This is a genomic window from Streptomyces aurantiaciflavus, assembly GCF_049808595.1.
In the GTDB taxonomy this organism is placed as follows: Bacteria; Actinomycetota; Actinomycetes; order Streptomycetales; family Streptomycetaceae; genus Streptomyces.
The window spans coordinates 76,208-101,672 of the sequence record NZ_JBNCAQ010000031.1 but is presented as its reverse complement, the minus strand read 5'-3'; the positions used below and the strand labels follow the sequence as shown (position 1 = coordinate 101,672).

The window sequence follows — 25,465 nt, the reverse complement described above, 5'->3', positions numbered from 1 at the left end:
ACCCGGCCGTCACTCAGCCCTCGCGCCCGTGCGCGTGGTCGTGGTCGTGCACGCCGTTCGTCGCGGCGATCTTCTTCCACGACCTGGGCTGCGCGGGCGCCCCCGGCGTGCCCAGTGGCCGGGCCGAGATCGACGCCTCCCGTGCCGCGGGCGCCGCCGGCTTCGACGGCTGGAACAGCCAGGTGTCGAACAGCGCGCCCAGGGACTTCCCGGAGACCTCCTCCGCGTACCGCTGGAACTCGGCGACGGTCGCGTTGCCGTAGGCGTGCTTCTGCGGCCAGCCCTTCAGGATCGCGAAGAACGCCTCGTCCCCGATCTCGTTCCGCAGCGCCTGCAGCGTCAGCGCCCCCCGGTCGTACACCGCGAGGTGGAACTGGTTCTCCGGTCCCGGATCCCCGGGCTTCACCGTCCAGAACGGGTCGTCGGCCGGCCGCGAGGCGTACACGTAGTCGGCGATCTCCTGCGCGGTGCCCTCGCCCTCGTGCTCGGACCACAGCCACTGCGCGTACCGCGCGAAGCCCTCGTTGATCCAGATGTCCTTCCACCCGGCGACGGACACCAGGTCGCCGTACCACTGGTGGGCCAGCTCGTGCACGACCACGGAGGTGTTCGACCCGGCGGCGAACTGCCGGGGGCTGTAGAAGGGTCGCGTCTGCGTCTCCAGCGCGTACCCGGTGGTCACGTTGGGCACATAGCCGCCGAGCGCGTTGTAGGGGTACGGCCCGAAGTACTCGGTCAGCCAGTCGGCGATCTCCCCGGTCCGCTCGATGCTGGCCCGCGCCGCGCCGGCGTTGGCGCCCAGGTCCTTGCTGTAGGCGTTGACGACCGGGATGCCGCTGTCGGTCGTACCGGTCGTGATGTCGAACTTCCCGACCGCGAGCGTGGCCAGATAGGTCGCCTGCGGCTTGTCGGACCGCCAGTTGAAGCGGGTCCAGCCGGCCCGGGAGGTCGTCGACTGCAGCGTGCCGTTGGAGATGGCCTGGGTGCCGTCCGGCACCTGGACCGACACGTCGTAGGTGGCCTTGTCCAGCGGGTGGTCGTTGCTCGGGAACCACCACCAGGCCGCCTCGGGCTCGTTGGCGCCGACCCCGCCGTCGGGGGTGCGGTGCCAACTGGTGAAGCCGTACGCCTGCTTCGACGACGGGACGCCGCTGTAGCGCACCACGACGGTGATCGCGGCGCCCTTGGCCAGCGGCGTCCTCGGCGTGATCTCCAGCTCGTGCTCGCCGGAGGTCGCGAAGGCCGCCTTGGCGCCGTTGACCCGTACCTCGCCGACGTCGAGCAGGAAGTCCAGGTTGAACCGCGACAGGTCCTGGGTGGTCCTCGCGAGGATCGTCGCCGTACCCTCCAGCCGGTCCGTGGCGGGCTGGTACTTCAGCCGCAGGTCGTAGTGGGAGACGTCGTATCCGCCGTTGCCGTAGGCCGGGTAGTAGGGGTCACCGATGCCCGGGGCGCCGGGGGAGACGCTCGCGGCCGACGCCGGGATCGCCAGCAGGACGGACGCGGCGGCCAAGGCGCCCGGCGCGATGAATCTGCGGTGCACGAGAGCTCCAAGTCGTAGGGGCACGAAGTCTGTTCGGAGCCTATTGACTCCCTGTGCCCAGGACCTGCCCACGACCACCGCTGTCACACGATCGCCATTCGGCCGTCATGACCGAACCCGGCCCATGGACGTGTTCCGGCCACATCCGACACCCAATCGCCCTCTTCTGCCCGCGAGTTGACCGCTGTACCGTCCCGCGCATGCCGACACGCACGCGCTTCACGATCTGGAGACCGCTCGCGACCGCCGCCGTCACCGCCCTGGTGGCCGCCCTCCTCACCCCGGCAGCGGCCCACGCCACCACCCCGCGCGAGAGCAGACCCGTCTACTCCTACGAGAACGCCATCCGTGAGGCCGTCTGGGTGGACACCCGCCTCGACGGCGACGGCGACGGGAAGACCGACCGGGTCGCCGTCGACATCGTCCGCCCCCGCGAACCCGCCCGACAGGGCCGCAAGGTGCCCGTCATCATGGACGCCAGCCCCTACTACTCCTGCTGCGGACGCGGCAACGAGAGCCAGAAGAAGACGTACGACGCGAACGGCGACGTCGTGCGGATGCCCCTGTTCTACGACAACTACTTCGTGCCCCGCGGCTACGCCTTCGTCGGCGTCGACCTGGCCGGCACCAACCGCTCCGACGGCTGCGTCGACGTCGGCGGCCGCTCCGACATCCTCTCCGCCAAGGCCGTCGTCGACTGGCTGAACGGCCGCGCCACGGCGTACACGACCCGCACCGGCGCCACCACCGCCACAGCGGGCTGGACCAACGGCAGCACCGGCATGATCGGCAAGAGCTGGGACGGCACCATCGCCAACGGCGTCGCCGCCACCGGCGTGAAGGGCCTGAAGACCATCGTCCCGATCAGCGCCATCTCCTCCTGGTACGACTACTACTTCCAGCAGGGCGCCCCGCTCTACGACTCCGGCCCCGACTGGCTCTCCGACTACGTCGACAGCCCCGACGCCCGCGCCAGGTGCGCCGCCGTGCAGCGCAGACTCGTCGACGACGCCCCGCGCACCGGCGACTGGACAGGCCTGTGGACCGAGCGCGACTACGTCAGGGACGCGAGCAAGGTCAAGGCCAGCGTCTTCCTCGTCCACGGCCTTCAGGACCTCAACGTCCGCATGAAGCACGTCGGCCAGTGGTGGGACGCCCTGGCGAAGAACGGTGTCGAGCGCAAGATCTGGCTCTCCCAGACCGGCCACGTCGACCCCTTCGACTTCCGCCGCGCCACCTGGGTCGAGACCCTGCACCGCTGGTTCGACCACGAACTCCTCGGCTACGACAACGGCATCGACCGCGAGCCCATGGCCGACATCGAACGCCACCCCGACCAGTGGGAGACGTCCACGGTCTGGCCGCCGAGGGGCACGAAGACGACGACCCTGCGGCCGTCCGGCGGCGAGCAGGCGGGCGTCGGCACGCTCGGCCTGCGCAAGGGCACCGGCACCGAGACCTTCACCGACGACCCGCGGACCGGCGAGACCGACTGGGCCGCACGGATCGACACCCCGACCCCCGACAAGGCCGGCTTCGTGACCGCGCCCCTCACCCGTGACCTGCGCCTGTCCGGCTCCTCCGAAGTCACCGTCACCGCCACGCCCACGACCCCCACGGCTCACCTGACGGCCGTCCTGGCCGACCTCGGCCCCGACACCATCCGCGACTACGCGGCGAGCGGCGAGGGCATCACCACCCTCGCCGACCGCACCTGCTGGGGCGTCAGCTCCACCGGCGACAGCGCCTGCTTCAAGGAGACCGAGGCGCGGACCACCGACGTCGACTTCACGGTCCTCAGCCGTGGCTGGGCCGACCTCGGCACCTACGCCCACGCGGGGAAGGGCGTCCCGCTCACCCCGGGCAGGCCCTACGGCATCACCCTCGACCTGGCCGCCACCGACCACGTCGTCCCCGCCGGCCACCGCCTGGCGCTGATCGTCGCGGGCACCGACAAGGACCTCATCGATCCGCCCGCCGACACCCCGACCCTCACCCTGGACCTGTCCCGCACCTCGGCCCGGGTCCCGCTGGTCGGCGGCGCCAAGGCGTTCGCGGGAGCCACAGCCGGCTCCCCACGCGTGACGGCACCCGATTCCACACCCTTGGACGGCGTCTCGGCACCGCGCCACCCGTACCGGATCCCGTAAGCCTCCCAGGCGTTGTCGTCACAGGGTCACGCCCGCGTCGCTCCCGACGCGGGCGTGACGGCTTCTCGGCGGGACCCGGCGGTCTCGCCGCGGCGGACCCCGCATCTCGGGGTGAAGAAGGCCGGCCGCATCCCGACGCGCGTCCCGGGGCAGGGCACCGCCACGGCCGGGGCGGCCTCGCGATCCAGCGGGGCCGCCTCACCCGAACGGGGGCGCCCGGGGCGCGACGGCCGGTACCGGCGGTTAGCGTCCGGAACGAAGCCCGCAGGTGCGACATGGGGGAATCGCAGCCTTCGACCCGTATGGAGGCTCCGCCGTGCGTCGACCCGAAGCCACGCGTCACACCGCGAGAACCGCCCTCATATGCCTGCCGCCGGCCCTGGGGCTGCTGGGCGCTTCGCTCACGGGCTGTGTCGCCACGACGGCCACGGAGGCCGAGAGCGCGCCGAGGGCCTGCTCGTCCGACGAGATCTCCCGAGGCGGCAGCTGCATTCCCTCCGACAGTGAGGCCTTCGTCAGGAACCAGGTCGCCGGCTCCCTGAAGAAGTACAAGCTCACCGCAGCCATGGCCGGGGTCTGGATCGACGGGGAGAAGGTCACGAGCGTCGCTTCCGGAGAGACGATGACCGGCGTCCCCGCGACGACCGACATGCACCTGCGGATCGGCGCGGTCGCCATTCCGTATCTGACGACCGAACTGCTCGAACTCGTCGACGAGGGAAAGGTCCGGCTCGACGACAAGATCTCCCGGTGGCTCCCCGACCTGCCGCACGCGAAGGAGATCACCCTGAAGATGGTGGCCTCCAGCACTTCCGGCTACGCGGACTACGTCCAGAACCCCCAGTTCATCGCCGCGCTCTACAAGAATCCCTTCCGGCACTGGACGCCGGAGCAACTGCTGGGCTTCTCCTTCTCCAAACCCCTCCAGAAACCCCCCGGCTCAGGGTTCGTCTACTCGCATGCCAACTGGGTGATCCTGGGCGACATCATCTCCAAGGTCAGGAAGAAGCCCCTCGCGGAAGTGATGCGCGAAAGAATCCTGAAGCCCCTCGGTCTGACCGGGACCGACAACCCGTCCACGGCCGAGATCCCCGCCCCGGTGCTGCACTCCTTCGACAACGAGCGGGGTGTCTTCGAGGACGCCACCTACTGGGACCCGTCATGGACGCTGGCCCCGGGAGCGGTCATGACGGGCACGCTGGAGGACATGGGGAAGTCGGTGGCAGCGTGGGGCGAGGGGAAGCTGCTCACGCCCGAGTCGCACAAGGCGCAGATCACCCCCGTCGCCAAGGTGACGCCGAGGACGTCCTACGCCCTGGGGCTGGCCGTGCAGAACACCTGGCTCCTGCAGAATCCGTCGTTCGCCGGCTATCAGGGATCGGTCGCCTATCTGCCCTCCAGGAAGATCGCGATCGCGACGGCCGCGACACAGGGAAGGGGCAGCGACACCGCCGAGAACTTCAGCACCGCGCTCCTGGTGTCGATCGCCCAGCATCTCGCCCCGGAGAAACCACTGATCCTGGAGTGAGCGGCGGGCGACGCGCGGGCCAGGTGCGCGAGCGCCACGGCGTCGGCCGGGCCCGGGCCCCGGCGGGGCCACGGACGGGCGGTGGAGCTGTGCGGGAGCGGCCCAGGCCCCGTACCGCTCGGGTCGCATCCTGCCGGCGGCGGCGGTCCGGAACTCCCACACGGTCCCGTGCGGAATCTCCTCCTAGGAGGCGGCGGCGGAGAACACCAGCCCGGCCGCCTCCTCCGCACACCCCCACGCCACGGTCACCCCACCCCCGCCGTGCCCGTAGTGATGCACCACCGTCCGCCCGTCCGGCAGGATCTCCCGCTCCAGCCGCACCGCGTCCCGCACCGGCCGCAGCCCCACCCGGTGGTCCAGGACCCGCGCCTCGGCGACCTCCGGCCGCAGCGCCGCACAGCGCCGCACGATCCCTTCGGCGACCGCCGGGTCCGGCTCCAGCGACCACGCGTCGTCCTCCGCCGTGCCGCCCAGCAACAACCGGCCCGGCTGCGGCAGGAGGTAGGCCGACTCACCGTCCGGGCCGGTGGAGACGAGCCAGGTGCTGATCCCGGGGTTCTCCACGACGACCAACTGCCCCCGCTGCGGCCGTACCGACGCGTCCGCGGCAAGGGCCCGGGCGCCGAGGCCCGTGCAGTTGACGACGACCGGCGCGTCGGCCTCCGCCAGGTCGGACACGGTCCGCTCCTCGACGGTGCCGCCCGCGCGCAGCAACCGCTCCCGCAGCCACGGCAGATGAACCGTCATGTCGATCAGCGGCAACCGCGCCCAGATGCCCCGCCCGGCGCCGTACTCCTCGGCCGTGGCCCGGCGCAGCCCGGTGAGCCGGTCGGCCGCCCAGCGCTCGACGTCGTCCAGGTCGGTCTCGCCCATGACCCCGTCGACCAGGCGCACCCCGGTCGTCCCGGGCCGCATCGCCAGTTCCTCGTACACCTCCAGCGAGCGCAGCGCCCACGTGCGCGCCGACGCGAGCGGCTCGATGTGGTACGGCCACCACAACGCGCCGGCGACGGCCGAGGTGGTCCGCTCGACGGGGTCCCGTGTCCACACCCGCACCCGGCGGCCCCGCTCGGCGAGGACCACCGCCGTCGCCAGCCCGATGACCCCGCCCCCGACCACGACGACCTCGCCGTTGCGCTGAGTGTCCACACCCGGACCGTAACCGAACGGACCGTGGACCGGCGACGGGGGGAAACCGCCGCGACTCCGGCACCGGGGGCCGACTAGGATCCTCCGTCTGTGACCGCCACCCTCGTCGTCAAGAACCTCGCCGCCGGGCACGGCGACCGCTCCCTCTTCTCCGGGCTCGACCTCGTCGTCGCCCCCGGTGACGTGATCGGGCTGGTCGGAGCCAACGGCGCGGGCAAGTCCACGCTGCTCAAGCTGCTCGCCGGCCTCACCGCGCCCGAGCGGGGCGAGCTGCGGCTCTCCCCGCCGACCGCGACCGTCGGCCATCTGCCCCAGGAACCCGAACGCCGCCCCGGCGAGAGCGTGCGCGCGTTCCTCGCCCGCCGCACCGGCGTCGCGGAGGCGCAGCGCACGATGGACGAGGCGACGCAGGCCCTCGTCGACGGCGCACCGGGCGCCGACGACGCGTACGCGACGAGCCTGGAGCGCTGGCTGGACCTCGGCGGCGCCGACCTCGACGAGCGCGCGGAGGAGGTCGCCGGCTCCCTCGGCCTCGGCGTGGACCTCGACCAGCCGATGACGTCCCTGTCCGGCGGCCAGGCCGCCCGCGCGGGCCTCGCCTCCCTCCTCCTGTCCCGCTACGACGTCTTCCTCCTCGACGAGCCCACCAACGACCTCGACCTCGACGGCCTGGAGCGCCTCGAACGCTTCGTGACCGGCCTGCGCGCCGGGACCGTCCTCGTCAGCCACGACCGCGAGTTCCTCACCCGCACGGTCACCAAGGTCCTCGAACTCGACCTCGCGCAGCAGCGGATCAACCTCTACGGCGGCGGCTACGACGCCTACCTGGAAGAACGCGAGGTGGCCCGCCGGCACGCCCGCGAGGACTACGAGGAGTACGCCGACAAGAAGGCCGCGCTCCAGGACCGCGCGCAGACACAGCGCGCGTGGATGGACAAGGGCGTGAAGAACGCGCGCCGCAAGGCGGGCAACGACAACGACAAGATCGGCCGCAAGTTCCGCAGCGAGGCCAGCGAGAAACAGGCCGCGAAGGCCCGCCAGACCCAGCGCATGATCGAACGCCTGGAGGTCGTCGAGGAGCCGCGCAAGGAGTGGGAGCTGCGCATGGAGATCGCGGCCGCCCCGCGCTCCGGCGCGGTCGTCGCCACCCTCCGGGACGCCGAGGTGCGGCGCGGCGACTTCACCTTCGGCCCGGTGTCCCTGCAGATCGACTGGGCCGACCGGGTCGCGGTGACCGGCGCCAACGGAGCGGGCAAGTCGACCCTGCTCGGCGCGCTCCTCGGCCGCGTCCCGCTGGACGCCGGACACGCCGCCCTCGGCTCCGGTGTCCTGGTCGGCGAGGTCGACCAGGCGCGCAAGCTGTTCCACGGCCCAGAGGCACTGCTCGACGCCTTCGGCGCGGCCGTCCCGGACACCGAACCGGTCGAGGTGCGCACCCTTCTGGCCAAGTTCGGCCTGAAGTCGGACCACGTCCTGCGCCCGGCGGCGACCCTGTCACCGGGCGAACGCACCCGCGCCGCCCTCGCCCTGCTCCAGGGCAGGGGCGTCAACCTCCTCGTCCTGGACGAGCCGACCAACCACCTCGACCTCCCCGCCATCGAGCAGCTGGAGTCCGCCCTCGACGGCTACGAGGGCACGCTCATCCTGGTCACCCACGACCGGCGCATGCTGGACGCGGTCCGCGTCACCCGCCGCCTGGAGGTCGCCGACGGCAAGGTGACGGAACCCTGGGCGGGTTGACCCGCCGGAAGTTCACGCGGGCGGTGCCGGGTGGCCGGCCGCCTCCCCGGCCGCCCGCTCCACCCGCTCGCGGTGCTCCCGCCACCACACCGGGTCGGCCTCGGGCGTGTTGGCGCCGCCCGGCCGCTGTCCCGTCGCCCCGTCCAGCAGTTCCCGGACGATGTCGGCGTGCCCGGCGTGCCGCTGCGTCTCGGCGATCATGTGGGCGAGGCTGTGGGGCAGTGTCAGCTCGATTTCTCTTTCCCCGGGCAACCGGCCGACGGCGTCCAGCGGCAGCGCCGCGATCGTCTCGTCCGCGTGCGCGCAGGCCCGCCGGTACAGCCCGACGATCTCCTCCCGCGTCTCGTCGGCCCGCGCCCACAGATCGGCGTTCGGCTCGGCGTCCCCCATGATCCACAACGGCGTCCCCGTGAACGGCCGCCCGTGGACCGCCCCGAAGTACAGCGCCTCCGCGCCGGCCAGGTGCTTGACCAGCCCCAGCAGATTCGTGCCGCTCGGCGTCACGGGCCGCCGCACGTCGTACTCCGACAGCCCGTCGAGCTTCCACAGCAGCACAGCGCGGGCGTCCCGCAGATACTTCTGGAGGTCCGCCTTGGGATCATGTCCGGTCATGCGATCAGTCTGTCGACCGGCTGATCTCCGGCAACGGGTTTTCAGGCGAGGCGTGTGGCCAGCCCCGGGTAGTCGAGGACGTATCCGTCCTCGTCGAACTCGATGTCGGCGCGGAAGGTCCCGGAGGCGAACCGGACCCGTGCGCCCGAGCCGGTCGGTCCGAGATACGTGTAGGTCTGCCACGACGGCCGCACGGTCAGCCCCGGCACCGACACCCACGCCATCAGCAGCCGCCGCTCGCCCGGCCCCCGGTGCAGTCCGTGCCGCAGCACCGGCATCGTGTTGGTGAGCGGGCACAGCCCCAGATCGCAGTCGACGGCGTCCTCGAACCCGGGCAGCCGCTCCCCGTCGGCCGTCCACCCACCCCGGCCGTCGTGCCGCAGATCGAGCGAGCGTGTCCGCTGCGCCGTCTCGACCGTCACCGTCAGCCGACGCGTCACGAACCGGTCGGCGGTGTCGAGCTCGTACGAGACCCAGTACGGCTGCGGCGCCGTCCCGACCGCACGTCCCCGCGCCCGCAGCACGCCGTCGCCGCTCTCGGTCCAAGCGGTCTCGTATCCGCCGCTCGCCGTGACGTTCCAGGTCAGGACACGGGAAGTGCTCATACAGTCACTGTACGAGCGGGCCGGGCTGCGATGCCCGGCCCGCCGCACTCAGCCGCGGCCCTTCTTCGGGTCGAGCAGCCCCGCCCGGCGCAGCGCGTCGGCCATCGCGCTGTTCGCCGGCGCCGGAGCCTGGCGGGCGCCGCCGCCGCGCTGGCCGCCGCCCGCGCCGCGCTGACCGGAGCCGGACTGCCGCTGCTGCGGCGGACGCCCGCCACCGCGCTGCGGCCGGCCCTCGCCGGAGGGACCGCCCTTGGGGGCCGCCTCGTCGTCCAGACGGAGGGTCAGCGAGATCCGCTTGCGCGGGATGTCGACGTCGAGGACCTTCACCTTGACGATGTCGCCGGGCTTGACCACGTCCCGCGGGTCCTTGACGAACGTCCTCGACATCGCGGAGACGTGCACCAGACCGTCCTGGTGGACACCGACGTCGACGAAGGCGCCGAAGGCGGCGACGTTCGTCACCACGCCCTCCAGGATCATCCCGGAGGACAGGTCGGAGATCTTCTCCACGCCCTCCTTGAAGGTGGCCGTCCTGAAGGCGGGCCGCGGGTCGCGCCCGGGCTTCTCCAGCTCCTTGAGGATGTCGGTGACGGTCGGCAGACCGAACGTCTCGTCCACGAAGTCGCCCGGACGCAGCGAGCGCAGCACCGACGTGTTGCCGATGAGGGCGGCCACCTCCTGCCCGGACGTCTTCACCATCCGCCGGACCACCGGATACGCCTCCGGGTGCACGCTGGACGCGTCCAGTGGGTCGTCGCCCCCGCGGATCCGCAGGAAGCCCGCGCACTGCTCGTACGCCTTGGGGCCGAGCCGTGCCACGTTCTTCAGCTGCGAGCGGGAGGTGAACGGCCCGTTGGCGTCGCGGTGCGCCACGATGTTCTCGGCGAGGCCGGAGGTGATGCCGGAGACCCGGGCCAGCAGCGGGGCGGACGCGGTGTTCACATCGACACCGACGCCGTTCACACAGTCCTCCACCACCGCGTCCAGCGAACGCGACAGCTTCACCTCGGACAGGTCGTGCTGGTACTGGCCGACACCGATCGACTTGGGGTCGATCTTCACCAGCTCGGCCAGCGGGTCCTGGAGCCGGCGCGCGATCGACACCGCGCCACGCAGGGAGACGTCCATGTCGGGCAGCTCCTGCGAGGCGAAGGCGGAGGCCGAGTACACGGAGGCGCCGGCCTCGGACACCATCACCTTGGTGAGCTTCAACTCGGGGTGTTTCGTGATGAGTTCACCGGCGAGCTTGTCGGTCTCGCGGGACGCCGTGCCGTTGCCGATGGCGACCAGCTCGACCGCGTGCTCCTTCGCCAGCCGCGCCAGCTTGGCGATCGCCTCGTCCCACCTGTTGGCCGGGACGTGCGGGTGGATCACGTCCGTCGCGACGACCTTGCCGGTCGCGTCGACCACGGCCACCTTCACACCCGTACGGAAGCCGGGGTCCAGGCCCAGCGTCGCGCGCGTGCCCGCCGGGGCGGCCAGCAGCAGGTCGCGCAGGTTCGCCGCGAACACGTTGACCGCCTCGTCCTCGGCGGCCGTACGCAGCCTCAGCCGCAGGTCGATGCCGAGGTGGACGAGGATGCGGGTGCGCCAGGCCCAGCGAACCGTGTCCGTCAGCCACTTGTCGGCGGGGCGGCCGCGATCGGCGATCTGGAACCGGTGGGCGACGATCCCCTCGTACGACGAGGGCCCGTCCGTCGGCTCCTCCGGCTCCAGGACGAGGTCGAGGACCTCCTCCTTCTCGCCGCGCAGCATCGCCAGAACGCGGTGCGAGGGCAGCTCGGTGAACGGCTCGGCGAAGTCGAAGTAGTCGGCGAACTTCGCGCCCGCCTCCTCCTTGCCCTCCCGCACCTTCGCGGCGAGCCGCCCGCGCACCCACATGCGCTCGCGCAGCTCACCGAGCAGGTCGGCGTCCTCCGAGAACCGCTCGGTGAGGATCGCCCGGGCGCCGTCCAGCGCGGCCTGCGGATCGGCGACGCCCTTGTCGGCGTCGACGAAGGCGGCAGCCGCCGCGAGGGGCTCCACGCCCGGATCGCCGAGCAGTCCCTCGGCGAGCGGCTCGAGCCCCGCCTCCCGCGCGATCTGCGCCTTCGTCCGCCGCTTCGGCTTGTACGGCAGGTAGATGTCCTCGAGGCGCGCCTTGGTCTCGGCGCCCCGGATCTGCGCCTCCAGCTCGTCCGTGAGCTTGCCCTGCTCGCGCACGGACTGGAGGATCGCCGCCCGGCGTTCCTCCAGCTCCCGCAGGTAGCGCAGCCGCTCCTCGATCGTGCGCAGCTGCGCGTCGTCGAGCATCTCGGTCGCTTCCTTGCGGTAGCGGGCGATGAAAGGCACCGTCGAGCCGCCGTCGAGCAGCTCCACGGCGGCCTTCACCTGCCGCTCCCGTACGCCGAGTTCCTCGGCGATCCTGCCTTCGATGGACCCTACTTCGATGGACCCGGGTGTCGTCACGATCCCGTACCGCCTTCTCCACTGAGGTTGCGCGGCAATTGTGGCAGGCGAGACCGACACTCGGGGATCAGGGCGCTCCTCTCGGCGAGGCTCAGGCCCTGCCGTGCCGTGTGGAGGCCGAGGCGCCGCCGAACAGCCGGGCCAGAGCCCGGAAGGGCAGGGTCACCACAGTGGCGACGGCGCCACCGATCTGCCGCAGTACGTCTGCGATCGCACGGAACACGTGAATCTCCTTTCCTCTCCCGGCCGCCCGGGCCGGGACGGCACGGGTACCTCGCCGACGCCCGGCCATGCCCGTCCTCCTCCGCCCGGGTGGCAGAAAAGGTGGGGAACTCGTCGTTGCGGCCATCGCGAAGCCCCCGAAGAATCGACCGCATGGCGCAGCGAACCGTTCTCGTCGTCCTCTTCGACGGCGTCCAGAGCCTGGACGTCACCGGCCCGGTCGAGGTCTTCGCCGGGGCCGAGCAGCACACGCCGGGGACGTACCGCCTGCACACGGCCTCCCCGGACGGCGTCCCGGTACGCACCTCCAGCGGGCTCACCCTGGTGCCCGACGGCACCCTCGCCGACGCCCCCGGACCGCACACCCTCCTCGTCCCGGGCGGCCGGGGCACCCGCCGCCCCGACCCCCGCCTGACCGACTGGCTGCGCGCGAACGCCGCCCGCGCCGAACGCCTGGTCTCCGTGTGCACCGGCGCGGTCCTGCTCGCCGAGGCGGGTCTGCTGGACGGCCGCCGCGCCACGACCCACTGGGCGTACTGCGACCAGCTCGCCCGCGACCACCCCGCCGTCGAGGTCGACGCCGACCCCATCTACGTACGCGACGGGCACGTCTCGACCTCGGCCGGCGTCACCTCCGGCATCGACCTCGCCCTGGCCCTCGTCGAGGAGGACCTGGGCCGGGAGGCGGCGCTCACCATCGCCCGCCACCTGGTGGTCTTCCTGCGCAGGCCCGGAAACCAGGCCCAGTTCAGCGCCCAGCTCGCCGCCCAGACCGCGCAGCGCGAACCGTTGCGCGAGGTCCAGCAGTGGATCACCGAGCACCCCGCCGACGACCTGACCGTCGAGTCCCTCGCCGCCCGCGCCCGGCTGTCCCCCCGCCACTTCGCCCGAGCCTTCCGCGCCGAGACCGGCACGACCCCCGGCCGCTACGTCGACCGGGTCCGCCTCGAACACGCCCGCCGCCTCCTGGAGGACACCGGCGACGGTGTCGAGGAGATCTCCCGGGCGAGCGGCTACGGCACCCCCGAGGCCATGCGCCGCGCGTTCGTCAAGGCCCTCGGCGCCGGCCCGGCCGAGTACCGGCGCCGGTTCCGCCCGCTCACCCACTGACCGCCGATCAGCCCGCTCGCCCCCTACCGTCGAAAGGAAGCCCATGCAGATCGCCATCGTGCTCTTCGACCGCTTCACCGCCCTGGACGCCGTCGGCCCGTACGAGACCCTGGGTCGTCTGCCGGACGCGGAGACCGTCTTCGTCGCCGAGAAGTCCGGCCCCGTCCGCACCGACACCGGGAGCCTCGCCCTCACCGCCGACCGGACGTTCGCCGAGGTGCCGAACCCGGACATCGTGGTCGTCCCCGGTGGCCCCGGCCAGACTGCGCAGATGGACAACGAGGTGCTGCTGGAGTGGCTGCGCACCGCCGACGCCACCAGCACGTGGACGACCTCGGTGTGCACCGGCTCCCTGCTGCTGGCCGCCGCCGGACTCCTCGACGGCCGCCGGGCGACCTCCCACTGGCTGGCCCTCGACTTCCTCGAGGGGTTCGGCGTCGAGGCGACTCAGGAGCGGGTCGTGACCGACGGGAAGTACGTCACCGCGGCCGGTGTCTCCTCCGGCATCGACATGGGGCTCATCCTGCTCGGCAGGCTCGCGGGCGACGAACACGCCCAGGCCGTGCAGCTGCTGACCGAGTACGACCCCCAGCCGCCCTACGACGCCGGATCCCCGCGGAAGGCGCCCGCCCACCTCGTCGAGGAGTTCCGGTCCAAGAGCCGCTTCATCCTGACGTAGTCCACGAGAAGCGCGGCTGCCTGCCCTCCAGGAACGCGGCGACGCCCTCCGCGGTGTCGCCGCTGCCCCGGGCCTGCGCGGCCCAGTGCGCGTCCCGGTCCGTGCGGCCGTCCGCGAACTCCTTCGCGGCGGCCTGTGTCAGCTGCGAGCGGGACACCAGCACGCGCGTGAACTCCGCGACCCGCTCGTCGAGTCCGTCGGCCGGCAGCACCTCGTCGATCAGGCCGGTCCGCAGCGCCCGCTCCGTGTCGATCAACTCGCCCGAGAACAGCAGGTACTTGGCGGTGGCCGGACCCACCAGCGCCACCAGCCGCCGGGTGGCGGAGGACGGGTAGACGATCCCGAGCTTCGCCGGCGTCACCCCGAACAGCGCGCCCTCCTCGGCGAACCGCAGATCGCAGGCGGCCGCGAGCTGCGCGCCACCGCCCACACAGTGCCCCCTGACCGCCGCCAGCGTCGGCTTGGGGAACGCGGCGAGGGCCTCCTCGGCCCGTACCGCCAGCCCCTGCGCCTCGTCCGGCGACTCCCGGAGCGTGGAGATGTCGGCCCCCGCGCAGAAGGTGCCGCCCGCACCGGTCAGCACCAGCGCCCGCACGCCGGGGTCGGCGGCCAGCTTGTCCAGCAGCGGCGGCAGCGCCCGCCACATCGCGACCGTCATGGCGTTGCGCTTGGCCGGGTGGTGCAGAACGACGGTGGCGACCGCGTCGGTGACGCCGTGCAACAGCTCGGGCTCCATGGGCCGGATGCTAACCGCCCGCCCGCGCGCGTGACCGACCGCCTCCGGGGCAGCGTTACGACACCGGGGCGAAGGGGACTCAAAGGGGGACAGAGCTCGTGAGGAGGCGTCCATGGCCGCGACCACCCACTCCCACGGCGAGACGGCGAAGCTCCAGCGGGGCTTCGGCTGGCTCGCCGCGCTCGGTGTGATCCTCGTCGGCGCCGGGCTCGTGGGTCTCGTCCACACCGCGGTCGCCACCCTGACCTCGATGCTGCTGTTCGGCTGGCTGCTGCTGATCGGCGGAGCGGTGGGCCTGCTGCACGCGATCCAGGCCCGCGGCAGCAACTTCTTCTGGCTCGGCGTCATCGTCGCCGCCCTGAACATCGCCGCCGGTGCGGTGATCATCCGCAGCCCCGACACGGCCGCCGACGCGCTCACCATGTTCGCCGCCCTGCTCTTCCTCACCGGCGGCCTGTTCCGGCTGGTCGGCAGTCTCGTCGTCCGCGGCCCGCAGTTCGGCTGGACGCTGCTGCTGGGCGCCTTCGACCTGCTGCTGGGCATCCTGGTGCTCGCGAACTGGCCGAGCAGCAGCCAGTACGTCATCGGCTGCTTCTTCTCCCTCGCCCTGCTCTTCGACGGCCTCGGACTGATCGCCACCGGCTTCGGCGGACGGCGCATCGTCGGGCTGGTCTCGGAGCGGCTGGCCGGCGCGAGCGGCCCGGCGGACGAATCGGGCGAGCGTCCCGCCAAACGCGTACAACCCGAATAGTGCACGAAGGCGGCACGACCGCGACAGGAGTCGCCACATTTCCGACCGCCTCGGGCTTCAGCGGTCGGAAACGCTCGATAACAGCTGACTTCTGTTCAGTCATCCGGCGGGGAGCGCCTCGTTGCCAACACTCGACGTGTGGTGACAATCGAGCGCGAGGGTGGCGACCGGACGATGGACAACCACGGGCGCGGGCCCGGCCCACGCCCAGAAGGCGACGCAGGCCCACCTCTCGAACCCTTCGAGAACGAACCCCTTGAGCACGACGTGCCGCGAGCGCTGCCGTACGAAGGGGTCTGGCGGTTCACCGCCGCCGCCGTGGAGGCCTCGGTCCCGCAGGCGCGGCACGCCGTGCGGGACCTGCTGTTCCGCCAGGGAGTACCGGTCTCCGACGACCTGCTCCACGGGCTCCTGCTGATCGTCTCCGAGCTGGTGACCAACGCCGTACGGCACGCGGCGCTGCTGTCGCCGGTGCTGGCGGTGGAGGTGGCCGTCGGCGCCGAGTGGGTGCGGGTGTCCGTGGAGGACAACCACCCCTACCGCCCGACCGCGCTGGAGGCCGACCACGGTCAGACGGGCGGCCGGGGCCTGCTCCTGGTGCGGGAGATCACCCTGGAGGCGGGCGGGGCGTGCGACGTCGAGCACACGACGACCGGCGGCAAGGTGATCTGGGCCGCCCTGCCGCTCAAGACCGCGCACATCGTCTAGTGCGCCGGTCGGCGCCCACCTCAGGGGTCGGCGCCCACCGCACCCGCCGGCGTCCGGCTCACCAGCCGGCCGACGGCCCCGTCAGCTCCCGGACCGCCGGCCGGGCCGCGTCCAGCACGGTCGGGAACCACGAGGAGAACGTGTCCTTCGCGTGCCGCTCGGCCAGCTCGGCCGGCGTCACGAAGGCCGTGTCGTCGACCTCCTCCGGATCCGGCCGCAGCGGGGACTGCACCATGCCGACGAAGAGGTGGTTGTACTCCTGCTCCACCAGGCCCGAGGCCGGGTCGGGGTGGTTGTAGCGGACCGTGCCCGCCTCGGCCAGCAGCGACGGGGAGACGCCCAGCTCCTCGAACGTGCGCCGCGCGGCCGCCGCGAAGGGCGACTCGCCGGGGTACGGGTGGCCGCAGCAGGTGTTGGACCACACACCGGGGGAGTGGTACTTGCCGAGCGCCCGCCGCTGGATCAGCAGCCGGCCGTGCTCGTCGAAGAGGAACACGGAGAACGCCCGGTGCAGCTGCCCCGGCGGCTGATGGGCGGCGAGCTTCTCCGCGGTGCCGATGGTCACGCCGTCCTCGTCGACGAGTTCCAGCAGAATCGCGTCCGCGGTGCCGTTCGACGAGGCGGTCGTCGTGGTGGCAGGTGTGATCGGCATACCCATCCTTAGCATCGGTCCTCGCGCCCCCAGTCTGCCGCACGCGTCCGGCGCTCCCGGTACTTCGCGCGAAAGCCCGCATGTCCGGGCACGGCAACGGAGCCCCGGTGGGTGATCTTGCCCGGCGCGCCGGGCGCGGAACCGTCTGGAACGGTTGTGCGCATACGTCCGGAAAGGGCGTACGGAGTGCGTGCCGCCGATCGCGTACTGATGCCTCACCGCGGGCCGGGAGACCGTGCGGCTCAGTGGCAGAGCCGCGCCTCGTGCTCCGCGTGTCCGCTCGGCTCCAGCTGGAAGGTGCAGTGCGCCACGTCGAAGTGGTCGCCCAGGCAGCCCTGGAGCTCGTGCAGCATCTTCTCGTGGCCGATCGCGTTCAGCACGTCCGGGCGCACCACCACGTGCGCCGACAGCACCGGCATCCCGGAGGTGATCGTCCAGGCGTGCAGATCGTGCATGTCCTCCACGCCGTCCAGGGCGAGGATGTGCTCCCGCACCTCCGCCATGTCGACGTCCTTCGGCGCCGCCTCCAGCAGCACGTCCAGCGTCTCGCGGAGCAGCTTCAGCGTGCGCGGCACGATCATCAGGCCGATGACGAGCGAGGCGACCGGGTCGGCGGCCTGCCAGCCGGTCGTCAGGATCACCGCCGCCGAGATCAGCACCGCCACCGAACCCAGCGCGTCCGCCGCCACCTCCAGGAAGGCCCCCCGCACGTTCAGGCTCTCCGCCTGGCCGCGCATCAGCAGGGTGAGCGAGATCATGTTCGCGACCAGGCCGATCGCACCGAACACGAGCATCAGCCCGCCCTCGGTCGCGGCCGGCGTGAAGAACCGCCGGACCGCCTCGTACAGGACGTAGCCGCCGACCCCGAGCAGCAGCAGACAGTTGGCGAGGGCGGCCAGGATCTCGGCGCGGGCGTAACCGAAGGTGCGGTTCGTGCTCGCGGGCCGGCCCGCGAAGTGGATGGCGAGCAGCGCCATGCCCAGGCCCACCGCGTCCGTCGCCATGTGGGCCGCGTCCGCGATCAGGGCGAGGGAGTCCGCGAGGACCCCGCCGACGATCTGCACCACCATCACGGTCAGCGTGATCGCCAGCGCCCCGCGCAGCCTGCCGCGGTACGCCGCCGCCGCCGTACCGGTGGTCGGCGCGTGTGTGTGGCCGTGGTCGTGCCCAGCCCCCATGAGGACAGCCCTCCTTGTGTCGCCCGGGATCACAGTGAACTACGGGTGGGGGGTATTGGCAACGCGGCACTGAACACCGTTGTCATGTGCCCTGACCTGCGGAAACGAGCCGCAGGTCAGGGCACCCTCACCTCCCGCGCGGGGGCGTCGCACGGCGTTGTGGGAACGCGGTTTGTGGGCCGGGCGGTCAATCACCGATGATGATCTCGGCAAAGGCTGGTCAAGCCGTGCTCCGGGCCGTCATGATCCCTACTGAACGGCCGGTGAACACGGTCTTCACGGCATCCGATAGCCTCTGCCGACATCGCCCGCCTGGTGCCGCCAAGGGGCGCCCCCACCATGCAGATGACCGGCGCGGACGCGTCGGGACCCAGGGAGTGAGTTCGGTTGCCGACCGCCATCCTCACCGGTCCGCCGGTCCCCGGATCGTCGATCGAGCCGGACCTGCGGTCCCTCGGCTTCGACGTGCGGGTCGCCGCGGACGCCGCCGAGGCGGAGACGCTCCTGGCCGCCGTCCCCGGCGACCAGCGGGTGGCCGTCGTCGACACCCGCTTCGTGGGCCACCTGCACGCGCTGCGCCTCGGTCTCGTCGACCCCCGCTTCCCGCTCGCCGCGATCCCGGGCGCCGTCACCGCCCAGCCGGACGGCCGCCAGGCCCTCACCCGCGCGATGGCCCGGGAGAACTCCGCGACGGGCGGTACGGCCCATGGCGGCGCCCCCGCGCGAGCCAGGTCGAGCGTGGGGGACGTCGACAGTCTCCCCGACCGCGTCGTCACCGCCCTCGACGCCGACGGGGCCGACGTCCACCGGCCCGAGCTCGGCAGCCTGGTCGCCGAGGTCCCCGCCGACCCGCAGGCCCGCAACGAGGCACGCCAGGCCGTCGCGGCCGTCGACGACGAGGCCGTGCGCCTGAAGTCGGCCGTGAAGTCCCGCGACGGCTTCTTCACCACCTTCTTCATCAGCCCCTACTCGCGCTACCTCGCCCGCTGGTGCGCCCGCCGGGGCCTCACCCCCAACCAGGTCACCACCGCCTCGCTGATCACCGCGCTCGTCGCGGCCGGGTGCGCGGCCACCGGGACCCGGGGCGGGTTCGTCGCCGCCGGCCTCCTGCTGATCTTCTCCTTCGTCCTGGACTGCACCGACGGCCAGCTCGCCCGCTACTCCCTGCAGTACTCCACGCTCGGCGCCTGGCTGGACGCCACCTTCGACCGGGCCAAGGAGTACGCCTACTACGCCGGTCTCGCGCTCGGTGCGGCCCGCGGCGGCGACGACGTCTGGGCTCTGGCGCTGGGCGCGATGGTCCTGCAGACCTGCCGGCACGTCGTCGACTTCTCCTTCAACGAGGCGAACCACGACGCCACCGCCAACACCAGCCCCACCGCCGCCCTCTCCGACAAGCTGGACAGCGTCGGCTGGACGGTGTGGGTGCGCCGGATGATAGTGCTGCCCATCGGCGAACGATGGGCCATGATCGCCGTCCTGACCGCGGCCACCACCCCCCGCGTCACCTTCTACGCGCTGCTGATCGGCTGCGCCTTCGCGGCGACCTACACCACGGCGGGGCGGGTCCTGCGGTCGGTGACCCGCAGGGCGCGGCGGACGGACCGGGCGGCGAAGGCGCTCGCCGACCTGGCCGACAGCGGTCCGCTCGTGGGAGCGGCGGCCCGGGTCGTGCGGGGCAAGGCCCCCTACCTGGCGCCGCTCAGTGCCGCCCTCGGCGCCGTCCTGGTGGTGACCGGAGCATGGCTGTGGGGGCCGAGCTGGTGGGTCGTCCTGATGGCCGGCGCCTACATCCTGCTGTCGGCCGAAGCGGTCGCGCACCCGCTCAAGGGCGCCCTCGACTGGCTGGTCCCCCCGTTCTTCCGCGCCGCCGAATACCTCACCGTCCTGTTCCTCGCCGCCAAGGCCGATGTGAACGGAGCGCTACCTGCGGCTTTCGGGCTGGTAGCAGCCGTCGCCTACCATCACTACGACACGGTGTACCGCATCCGCGGCAACGCCGGAGCGCCGCCGGCCTGGCTGGTGCGCGCGGTCGGGGGGCAGGAAGGACGGACCCTGCTGGTCGCCGTCCTGGCGGCGCTGCTCACCGCCGAGCAGTTCACGCTCGCGCTCACGGTGCTCGCGGTGGCCGTCGCCCTCGTGGTGCTCGCCGAGAGCATCCGCTTCTGGGTGTCCGCAGGGGCTCCCGCCGTACACGACGAAGGAGAACCCGCATGATCGGCCTCGTGCTGGCGGCCGGCGCCGGACGGCGTCTGCGCCCCTACACCGACACCCTGCCGAAGGCACTGGTGCCGGTGGGGCCCGCGGGCATAGAGGGCGAGCCCACGGTCCTGGACCTGACCCTCGGCAACTTCGCCGAGATCGGCCTGACCGAGGTCGCGGTCATCGTCGGCTACCGCAAGGAGGCCGTCTACGAGCGCAAGGCGGCCCTGGAGGAGAAGTACGGCCTCAAGCTGACCCTCATCGACAACGACAAGGCCGAGGAGTGGAACAACGCCTACTCCCTGTGGTGCGGCCGTGACGCCCTCAAGGGCGGGGTGATCCTCGCCAACGGCGACACCGTCCACCCGGTCTCCGTCGAGAAGACGCTGCTCGCCGCGCGCGGCGAGGGCAAGAGGATCATCCTCGCGCTGGACACCGTGAAGTCGCTGGCGGACGAGGAGATGAAGGTCGTCGCCGATCCCGACAAGGGCGTCCAGAAGATCACCAAGCTGATGGATCCGGCCGAGGCCACCGGCGAGTACATCGGCGTCACCCTCATCGAGGGCGACGCCGCCGCGGAGCTCGCGGACGCGCTCAGGACCGTGTGGGAGACCGACCCGCAGCAGTTCTACGAGCACGGCTACCAGGAGCTGGTCGACCGCGGCTTCCAGATCGACGTGGCGCCGATCGGCGACGTCGACTGGGTCGAGATCGACAACCACGACGATCTCGCCCGGGGACGGGAGATCGCGTGCCAGTACTGACCCGGCTCATTCCGTCGCCGGTCGTCGTGGACATCCGCCCGGGTGCCCTGGACGACCTGGCGTACGTCCTCGCGGACGAACGCATCTCGCACTCCGGCAAGCTCGCCGTCGCCGTCAGCGGCGGCTCGGGCGCCCGGCTGCGCGAGCGGCTCGCCCCCTCGATGCCCGGCGCCACCTGGTACGAGGTGGGCGGCGGCACCCTCGACGACGCCGTACGGCTGGCCGGCGACATAAAGGCCGGCCACTACGACGCGGTCGTGGGCCTCGGCGGCGGCAAGATCATCGACTGCGCGAAGTTCGCCGCGGCACGTGTCGGCCTCCCGCTGGTCGCCGTCCCGACGAACCTCGCCCACGACGGCCTGTGCTCCCCGGTCGCCACCCTCGACAACGACGCGGGCCGCGGCTCGTACGGCGTGCCGAACCCGATCGCGGTCGTCATCGACCTCGACGTCATCCGGGAGGTCCCGGTGCGCTTCGTGCGCGCCGGCATCGGTGACGCCGTCTCCAACATCTCCGCGATCGCGGACTGGGAGCTGGCCCACCGCGTCAAGGGCGAGAAGATCGACGGCCTGGCCGCCGCGATCGCCCGGCAGGCGGGCGAGGCGGTCCTCAGGCACCCGGGCGGCATCGGGGACACCGACTTCCTGCAGGTACTGGCCGAGGCGCTGGTCCTCAGCGGCATCGCCATGTCGGTGTCGGGCGACTCCCGCCCGTCCTCCGGCGCCTGCCACGAGATCAACCACGCCTTCGACCTGCTGTTCCCCCGGCGCGCGGCCGCCCACGGCGAGCAGTGCGGCCTGGGCGCGGCCTTCGCGATGTACCTGCGCGGAGCCCACGAGGAGTCGGCCTACATGGCCGAGGTGCTGCGACGGCACGGACTGCCGGTGCTGCCGGAGGAGATCGGCTTCACCGCGGACGAGTTCGTCCGCGCCGTGGAGTTCGCCCCTCGGACCCGGCCCGGCCGCTACACGATCCTCGAACACCTCGACCTCACGACCGAACAGATCAAGGACATCTACGCCGACTATGTCAAGGCCATCGGTAGCTGAACTCAGACCGGTCGTCCACCCTCCGGGGGTGAAGGACCGGCGCAGCGGTGAGCACTGGATGGGACGCCTCTACATGCGTGAGGTGTCCCTGCGGGTCGACCGCTACCTGGTCAACACCAGGGTCACGCCCAACCAGCTCACGTACCTGATGACCGTCTTCGGCGTGCTCGCGGCCCCGGCCCTGCTGGTGCCGGGGATCACCGGCGCCGTGCTCGGCGTGGTGTGCGTCCAGCTGTACCTGCTGCTGGACTGCGTCGACGGCGAGATCGCGCGCTGGAAGAAGCAGTACTCGCTCGGCGGGGTCTACCTGGACCGCGTCGGCGCCTATCTGACCGACGCCGCGGTGCTCGTCGGCTTCGGTCTGCGCGCCGCCGACCTGTGGGGCTCCGGGCGCATCGACTGGCTGTGGGCCTTCCTCGGCACCCTGGCCGCCCTCGGGGCGATCCTGATCAAGGCCGAGACCGACCTCGTCGGCGTCGCCCGTCACCAGGGCGGGCTGCCGCCGGTCAAGGAGGCGGCGTCCGAGCCCCGCTCCTCCGGCATGGCACTGGCCCGCCGGGCCGCCTCGGCGCTCAAGTTCCACCGGCTGATCCTGGGCATCGAGGCGTCCCTGCTGATCCTGGCCCTCGCGATCGTGGACCAGGTGCGCGGCGACCTGTTCTTCTCCCGGCTCGGGGTCGCGGTGCTGGCCGGCATCGCGCTGCTGCAGACCCTGCTGCACCTCGTGTCCATCCTCGCGTCGAGCAGGCTGCGGTGAGCGCCATGGCCTCTTCCTCCCTGAAGGTCGGCGCGGTCGTCATCACGATGGGCAACCGCCCCGACGAGCTGCGCGCCCTGATCGACTCGGTCGCCAAGCAGGACGGCGACCCGGTCGAGGTGGTCGTCGTCGGCAACGGCTCCCCGGTCCCCGACGTCGCCCGGTTCTCCCCGGCCGTCCGGACCGTCGAGCTGCCGGAGAACCTCGGCATCCCCGGCGGCCGCAACGTCGGCATCGAGGCCTTCGGCCCCAGCGGCCGTGACGTCGACATCCTGCTGTTCCTCGACGACGACGGACTGCTGGCGCGCCACGACACCGCCGAGCTGTGCCGCGAGGCCTTCGCGGCCGACCCGAGGCTCGGCATCATCAGCTTCCGCATCGCCGACCCGGACACCGGTGAGACCCAGCGCCGGCACGTGCCCCGGCTGCGCGCCTCCGACCCGATGCGCAACTCCCGGGTCACCACCTTCCTCGGCGGCGCCAACGCCGTCCGCACCCAGGTCTTCGCCGAAGTCGGCGGGCTCCCGGACGAATTCTTCTACGCACACGAGGAAACCGACCTGGCCTGGCGGGCCCTCGACGCGGGCTGGATGATCGACTACCGGTCCGACATGGTGCTGCACCACCCGACGACCGCGCCCTCGCGGCACGCGGTCTACCACCGCATGGTCGCCCGCAACCGCGTCTGGCTGGCCCGCCGAAACCTTCCCCTCCCACTGGTCCCCGTCTACCTCGGGGTGTGGCTGCTGCTCACGCTGCTGCGCCGCCCCTCGCGGTCCGCGCTGAAGGCGTGGTTCGGCGGCTTCCGGGAAGGGTGGACCACACCGTGCGGACCGCGCAGGCCCATGAAGTGGCGTACGGTGTGGCGGCTGACCCGACTGGGCCGGCCCCCCGTCATCTGACAAGCTCGTCCCCGAGGGCCCCGGAGCGTTCCGTGGCCCCCCGGCTCATGCCAGACCCCTCCAGGCTGCGCATCCCGAAGACGAAAGTTTCCTACTGGTGAGTGAGACAACGCATGACGGTGGTGTCGCGGTGAGCGCGCCCACGTCGCCCGACGAGGGCCTCACGGCGGCGCAGCTGGCCGCCAAGTACGGGCTGGCCGTGAGCGGCGCCCGGCCTTCCCTGCCGGACTACGTCCGCCAGCTCTGGGGCCGACGCCACTTCATCCTGGCCTTCTCCTCGGCGAAGCTGACCGCCCAGTACAGCCAGGCCAAGCTGGGCCAGCTGTGGCAGGTGGCTACGCCCCTGCTGAACGCGGGCGTGTACTTCGCGATCTTCGGCCTGATCCTCGACGCGGGCCGCGGGATGGACAAGGACGTCTACATCCCGTTCCTGGTCACGGGCGTGTTCGTCTTCACCTTCACGCAGAGTTCCGTGATGAGCGGGGTCCGCGCGATCTCCGGCAACCTCGGCCTGGTCCGCGCCCTGCACTTCCCACGGGCCGCGCTGCCGATCTCCTTCGCCCTGCAGCAGCTCCAGCAGCTGCTGTACTCGATGATCGTGCTGTTCCTGGTGGCGGTCGGCTTCGGCAGCTACCCGGACGCGTCCTGGGCCCTGATCGTCCCGGTGCTCGTGCTGCAGTTCCTCTTCAACTCCGGCCTGGCGCTGGTCTTCGCCCGGGCGGGCGCGAAGACCCCGGACCTGGCGCAGCTGATGCCGTTCGTCATGCGCACCTGGATGTACGCGTCCGGCGTGATGTTCTCCATCCCGGTCTTCCTCGCCGACAAGCCGCAGTGGATCGCGAACATCCTCCAGTGGAACCCGGCCGCGATCTACATGGACCTGATGCGCTTCGCCCTCATCGAGGAGTACGGCGCCGAGAACCTCCCCGACCACGTCTGGACGGTCGCGGGCGGCTGGGCCGTCCTGCTCGCCCTCGGCGGCTTCGTGTACTTCTGGAAGGCGGAGGAGAGGTACGGCCGTGGCTGAGCAGACAGCGGGCCGACGCGTCCCCACCGTCATCGCCGACGACGTCCACATCGTCTACCGCGTCAACGGCGCCAAGACCGGCAAGGGCAGCGCCACCGCCGCCCTGAGCCGCATCGTCAAGCGGAGCGAGGACCGCGGCGTGCGCAAGGTGCACGCGGTGCGCGGTGTCTCCTTCACCGCCTACCGGGGCGAGGCCATCGGCCTGATCGGCTCCAACGGCTCCGGCAAGTCCACGCTGCTGCGCGCCATCGCCGGCCTGCTGCCGCCCGAGAGCGGCAAGGTCTACACCGACGGCCAGCCCTCGCTGCTCGGTGTCAACGCGGCCCTGATGAACGACCTCACCGGCGAGCGCAACGTCATCCTCGGCGGCCTGGCCATGGGCATGTCCCGCGAGCAGATCAAGGACCGCTACCAGCAGATCGTCGACTTCTCCGGCATCAACGAGAAGGGCGACTTCATCACCCTGCCGATGCGCACCTACTCCTCCGGTATGCAGGCCCGGCTGCGCTTCTCCATCGCCGCCGCCAAGGACCACGACGTCCTGATGATCGACGAGGCGCTGGCCACCGGCGACCGCAGGTTCCAGGTGCGCTCCGAGCAGCGCATCCGGGAGCTGCGCAAGGAGGCCGGCACGGTCTTCCTGGTGAGTCACAGCAACAAGTCGATCCGGGACACCTGCGACCGCGTGCTGTGGCTCGAGCGCGGCGAACTGCGCTTGGACGGCCCGACCGACGAGGTCCTCAAGGAGTACGAGAAGTTCTCCGGTAAGTAGCGCATGTCGCCCAGGGCCCCGCCGGAACTGCCCGGCGGGGCCCTGCGTCTGCAAAGGAAACGTCAACTCCTGGGCGTCTTAGGAATCTTGACACCAATCGGTGTGTTGTTGTGATCTGCGGGACACCCCCGCGAACCACGCTGCGTTGTACAACGTAAGCTGTACCGGTCCCGAAACGCGT

The 25,465-nt window shown here is 71.8% G+C and carries 23 protein-coding genes; 14 read left to right on the top strand and 9 right to left on the bottom strand.

What is annotated here, in order from left to right; genetic code table 11:
- Positions 1–13: 13 nt before the first annotated feature.
- Positions 14–1,543 carry a M1 family metallopeptidase gene (locus tag ACPT94_RS31290; protein ID WP_360341037.1) on the bottom strand — a complete coding sequence of 510 codons (1,530 nt, stop codon included), beginning with the start codon at positions 1,541–1,543 and terminating at the stop codon, positions 14–16.
- 200 nt (positions 1,544–1,743) lie between these two features.
- On the opposite strand from ACPT94_RS31290, the gene ACPT94_RS31285 reads away from it, so the two are divergent.
- The gene (locus tag ACPT94_RS31285) at positions 1,744–3,693 is read left to right on the top strand and encodes a Xaa-Pro dipeptidyl-peptidase (protein WP_425247365.1); all 1,950 of its coding nucleotides are present in this window, start codon (positions 1,744–1,746) and stop codon (positions 3,691–3,693) included.
- A 316-nt stretch (positions 3,694–4,009) separates the two neighbouring features.
- Positions 4,010–5,221 carry a serine hydrolase domain-containing protein gene (locus ACPT94_RS31280; RefSeq protein ID WP_425247364.1) on the top strand — a complete coding sequence of 404 codons (1,212 nt, stop codon included), beginning with the start codon at positions 4,010–4,012 and terminating at the stop codon, positions 5,219–5,221.
- A gap of 183 nt (positions 5,222–5,404) precedes the next feature.
- On the opposite strand, the gene ACPT94_RS31275 is transcribed toward ACPT94_RS31280, so the two are convergent.
- A complete protein-coding gene (locus ACPT94_RS31275) occupies positions 5,405–6,370 on the bottom strand; it encodes an NAD(P)/FAD-dependent oxidoreductase (protein WP_425247363.1) in 966 nt (321 codons plus the stop codon).
- Between the two features lie 90 nt (positions 6,371–6,460).
- Here ACPT94_RS31275 and ACPT94_RS31270 point away from each other — a divergent pair, with 90 nt between their 5' ends.
- Positions 6,461–8,110 carry an ABC-F family ATP-binding cassette domain-containing protein gene (locus tag ACPT94_RS31270; protein WP_360341025.1) on the top strand — a complete coding sequence of 550 codons (1,650 nt, stop codon included), beginning with the start codon at positions 6,461–6,463 and terminating at the stop codon, positions 8,108–8,110.
- Positions 8,111–8,122: 12 nt separating this feature from the next.
- Here the strand turns inward: ACPT94_RS31270 and ACPT94_RS31265 are convergent, their stop codons facing one another.
- From ACPT94_RS31265 to ACPT94_RS31250, 4 genes are all read right to left on the bottom strand, one after another.
- Positions 8,123–8,722, bottom strand: coding sequence for a DinB family protein (locus tag ACPT94_RS31265; protein WP_425247362.1), 600 nt, complete (start codon positions 8,720–8,722; stop codon positions 8,123–8,125).
- Positions 8,723–8,763: 41 nt separating this feature from the next.
- Entirely contained in the window at positions 8,764–9,327 is a 564-nt protein-coding gene (locus ACPT94_RS31260) for a putative glycolipid-binding domain-containing protein (RefSeq protein ID WP_425247361.1), read from the bottom strand.
- A 48-nt stretch (positions 9,328–9,375) separates the two neighbouring features.
- A complete protein-coding gene (locus tag ACPT94_RS31255) occupies positions 9,376–11,775 on the bottom strand; it encodes a Tex family protein (protein ID WP_425247360.1) in 2,400 nt (799 codons plus the stop codon).
- Between the two features lie 91 nt (positions 11,776–11,866).
- Complete coding sequence (locus tag ACPT94_RS31250; RefSeq protein ID WP_268255999.1) at positions 11,867–11,998, bottom strand: LPFR motif small protein; 132 nt, start codon at positions 11,996–11,998, stop codon at positions 11,867–11,869.
- Positions 11,999–12,150: 152 nt separating this feature from the next.
- On the opposite strand from ACPT94_RS31250, the gene ACPT94_RS31245 reads away from it, so the two are divergent.
- Together ACPT94_RS31245 and ACPT94_RS31240 are read left to right on the top strand one after the other, a co-directional pair.
- On the top strand, positions 12,151–13,107 hold the full coding sequence (locus ACPT94_RS31245; protein ID WP_360345891.1) for a GlxA family transcriptional regulator: 957 nt from the start codon (positions 12,151–12,153) through the stop codon (positions 13,105–13,107).
- Positions 13,108–13,150: 43 nt separating this feature from the next.
- Positions 13,151–13,786, top strand: a complete 636-nt coding sequence (locus ACPT94_RS31240; RefSeq protein WP_360345889.1) for a DJ-1/PfpI family protein — start codon at positions 13,151–13,153, stop codon at positions 13,784–13,786.
- Here the strand turns inward: ACPT94_RS31240 and ACPT94_RS31235 are convergent.
- Positions 13,773–14,522 carry an enoyl-CoA hydratase/isomerase family protein gene (locus ACPT94_RS31235; RefSeq protein ID WP_360345887.1) on the bottom strand — a complete coding sequence of 250 codons (750 nt, stop codon included), beginning with the start codon at positions 14,520–14,522 and terminating at the stop codon, positions 13,773–13,775. The genes ACPT94_RS31240 and ACPT94_RS31235 overlap by 14 nt on opposite strands.
- Positions 14,523–14,634: 112 nt before the next feature.
- Between ACPT94_RS31235 and ACPT94_RS31230 the strand changes: the two genes are divergently transcribed.
- Together ACPT94_RS31230 and ACPT94_RS31225 are read left to right on the top strand one after the other, a co-directional pair.
- A complete protein-coding gene (locus ACPT94_RS31230; protein WP_360345885.1) occupies positions 14,635–15,273 on the top strand; it encodes an HdeD family acid-resistance protein in 639 nt (212 codons plus the stop codon).
- A 174-nt stretch (positions 15,274–15,447) separates the two neighbouring features.
- Positions 15,448–15,981, top strand: coding sequence for an ATP-binding protein (locus ACPT94_RS31225; RefSeq protein WP_360345905.1), 534 nt, complete (start codon positions 15,448–15,450; stop codon positions 15,979–15,981).
- Positions 15,982–16,039: 58 nt separating this feature from the next.
- Here ACPT94_RS31225 and idi read toward each other — a convergent pair whose 3' ends face one another.
- Entirely contained in the window at positions 16,040–16,633 is a 594-nt protein-coding gene (gene idi / locus ACPT94_RS31220; protein ID WP_360345883.1) for an isopentenyl-diphosphate Delta-isomerase, read from the bottom strand.
- A gap of 242 nt (positions 16,634–16,875) precedes the next feature.
- A complete protein-coding gene (locus ACPT94_RS31215) occupies positions 16,876–17,811 on the bottom strand; it encodes a cation diffusion facilitator family transporter (RefSeq protein ID WP_360345881.1) in 936 nt (311 codons plus the stop codon).
- A 387-nt stretch (positions 17,812–18,198) separates the two neighbouring features.
- On the opposite strand from ACPT94_RS31215, the gene ACPT94_RS31210 reads away from it, so the two are divergent.
- The 7 genes from ACPT94_RS31210 to ACPT94_RS31180 all read left to right on the top strand — a co-directional run bounded on the left by ACPT94_RS31210 (position 18,199) and on the right by ACPT94_RS31180 (position 25,284).
- A complete protein-coding gene (locus tag ACPT94_RS31210) occupies positions 18,199–20,028 on the top strand; it encodes a DUF5941 domain-containing protein (RefSeq protein ID WP_360345879.1) in 1,830 nt (609 codons plus the stop codon).
- Entirely contained in the window at positions 20,025–20,777 is a 753-nt protein-coding gene (locus ACPT94_RS31205; RefSeq protein ID WP_360345877.1) for a phosphocholine cytidylyltransferase family protein, read from the top strand. The genes ACPT94_RS31210 and ACPT94_RS31205 overlap by 4 nt, the downstream gene beginning before the upstream one ends.
- Positions 20,765–21,826, top strand: coding sequence for an iron-containing alcohol dehydrogenase family protein (locus tag ACPT94_RS31200; protein WP_360345875.1), 1,062 nt, complete (start codon positions 20,765–20,767; stop codon positions 21,824–21,826). The genes ACPT94_RS31205 and ACPT94_RS31200 overlap by 13 nt, the downstream gene beginning before the upstream one ends.
- On the top strand, positions 21,804–22,583 hold the full coding sequence (locus tag ACPT94_RS31195; protein WP_360345873.1) for a CDP-alcohol phosphatidyltransferase family protein: 780 nt from the start codon (positions 21,804–21,806) through the stop codon (positions 22,581–22,583). Before ACPT94_RS31200 ends, ACPT94_RS31195 begins: the two co-directional genes overlap by 23 nt.
- 5 nt (positions 22,584–22,588) lie before the next feature.
- Entirely contained in the window at positions 22,589–23,485 is an 897-nt protein-coding gene (locus ACPT94_RS31190) for a glycosyltransferase family 2 protein (RefSeq protein ID WP_360345871.1), read from the top strand.
- A gap of 97 nt (positions 23,486–23,582) precedes the next feature.
- Positions 23,583–24,512, top strand: coding sequence for an ABC transporter permease (locus tag ACPT94_RS31185; RefSeq protein ID WP_360345869.1), 930 nt, complete (start codon positions 23,583–23,585; stop codon positions 24,510–24,512).
- Entirely contained in the window at positions 24,505–25,284 is a 780-nt protein-coding gene (locus ACPT94_RS31180; RefSeq protein ID WP_360345867.1) for an ABC transporter ATP-binding protein, read from the top strand. The genes ACPT94_RS31185 and ACPT94_RS31180 overlap by 8 nt, the downstream gene beginning before the upstream one ends.
- Positions 25,285–25,465: the final 181 nt, after the last annotated feature.